Annotated in this window: 2 protein-coding genes; one reads left to right on the top strand and one right to left on the bottom strand. The window is 38.4% G+C overall.

Annotated features, from left to right (window positions below; genetic code table 11):
* A partial coding sequence (locus MRT15_RS09635) for a DUF2070 family protein (protein ID WP_304329879.1) occupies nt 1-1,582 on the bottom strand: 1,582 nt, incomplete at its 3' end.
* Between the two features lie 473 nt (nt 1,583-2,055).
* On the opposite strand from MRT15_RS09635, the gene MRT15_RS09640 reads away from it, so the two are divergent.
* Nucleotides 2,056-2,300 (top strand): class I tRNA ligase family protein (locus MRT15_RS09640; protein ID WP_304329880.1); only part of this gene is annotated, 245 nt, incomplete at its 3' end.

Here is a 2,300-nt window from a genome sequence, read left to right on the forward strand (position 1 = left end):
TTATGTAGTTGGCTACTTCTATTCTCTTAATTATGCTATTCATAACGTCTTCTCCAACCATCTTCACCCTCACATTTACCGTTCCACTCATCAACTTCATTTTCTTAGAATTCCCTTTTGCTTCCCTTATAACACTTTTTATGGTCTCTACTATTTCATCGTAATCCTTTTTATTGAAATTTATTCCAATTGGGTTTGCTGCTTCTCTAGGTCCAACGGTTTCATGTGTATCTGTTGTGGCTATTATTGGGTGGTACCCCTCATTCCTTATGATTTCGCTTATCGCATCCCTTAGTTCTGGTGTCATGTTGTTGGAGTCGAAGGATATGTATGTTGCTTCCCTTATTGTCATAACTCTTATCCCTCCACTTCCAATGCCACTCTTCTTTATGCTTCTACTTGAGTATCCCACGTATACCTCCTCTTCCCCTTCGCTTTGTATGGCTTCTTCAACTGCTTTTAGTAATGCTTCTATTAGTTTGTCCTCCTCCTTTGAGAATGGCTTCACCTTGACGGCTTGTTTTCCAGGGTTCAGTGAGTCATGTCTATCAATCAATATTGCTTTCACATTCATACCCTTTGCATTTAATATTTCATTTAATCTCTTCTCAGTGGTGTTTGGTATGTCTTCGAAGCTTTCAAACCCCCTCCCACTTACCGTTGTCAATACTATTTTTCCAAATTTCTGTGCTGTTATTTCATATTCACCCTCATTTCTCACCACAAGCTTTCCACACTTGCATTCTTCAACTCCACTTATGCATCTCTCCACTCCAGCTATAACCTTCTCCACTTCTTCTTGTGATGGTATGTCTTCGGAGTGTGTGCTTGCTGCTCTTAGGAATATTGGTTTAAATCCTATTTCTTCAAGTCTCTTCATTATTTTTGCTGGTGCATTGGAGCTTCCAGCTATTAGGGGTCCTGGATGGAAGTTTGCTGTTATCAGAGTTATATTCTCGGCCTTTATTGTTGATATTTGAACCTCCCCCTCCGGCGCTAGTTTCTCCAGGACTTCTTCCAGAGGTTTTGGGTTTTCATCTATTAGTAGGTGTGCTGCAGGTTTTATTATGTCTTCACCTATGAACATGATTCTCTTAACAACTTCCCTCGTTAGTATTAGTGATATTATGGCTGTTAATAATGCTGTTAATGTTGTTAATCCCCCATGGATCGATGGTATTATTGGCGATGCCATGAACATATATTTTGCAATCTTGTTATCCATTATCATGGCTACAAGTCCCGCTAGGTACATGGATGTGTATAGTAGGGTGTACGCATATCTTTCAAGTCCTATTGGCATCAATATCACTTGAGCTATGAGTTGTGGTGCAATTATTATAATTGATGCCCAAAGTGATCTCCTCACATTCATGAAGCTACTCGATTTATTAGCTGACAAAGTCATCAATGCTATTGATACTGTGAATAATGCTGGCTTAACGAAGTCTTTTACATATATTATGTTTACCCCCCACATCAATGTAAGCATCACAGCAACTATCGCTATAGCAGTCTTCATGGATCCCAATGAAAAAACCAGCTTCGCCCTCTCCTCAATAGTTTCATGTTTTATGTCCAATCCCCTTGCCCCCTAACTTAACGTTTAAGAGCCATACTTCTCAGCTGAAATTATAATTAACTGTGTACACACCCCTAATATACTTCTATCCACATCACATATACCTTTCCCTAATAATTTAACTCAAATAATGATAAATTTTAATTACATGATAATCGAACAATATTCTTCATGCAAAATTTACATGTGAGAAACGTTGATTTACATCGGCTTAGAAGGCGCTTCCTCTATCTTAGACTTCTTCAAAGAATCCTCCTCCTAATTGCATTAATACTATTGTTAATGAATCTTTTCATTCATAGTTGGGAGGTAAGAGTGTTCTCAATGGTTATACTTATTGTTTGGGCTATTATCTCAATAATCATTTTATACTATTTGATTCGAGTGAGGAGGGTTAGGCGTCCATATGCTGTTAATTGCATTTGATGAAAATGTTTAAAAGCTTTTAGATGTTAATATCTAGGTTGGTGTGTTTGGTTGGAATTGTAGGTGAGCGTCGAGTTAAGCCGAAGGTTGACCCTGCCCTCGTCAGTAAGGTTAGAGTTATAGAGGATAAGTGGGTGGATAGATGGGTTAAGAGTGGAATTTTTGAAGCTGAGCCAGACCCATCAAAACCAAAGTTCTTTGTAACTTTCCCATATCCATACATCAATGGCCTTATACATCTCGGTGGAGCCTTCACCATACTTAGAGTTGACATTACTGCTAGGTATAAGAG

The sequence above is a fragment of the Candidatus Culexarchaeum yellowstonense genome, from assembly GCF_024707025.1.
GTDB lineage: Archaea > Thermoproteota > Methanomethylicia > Culexarchaeales > Culexarchaeaceae > Culexarchaeum.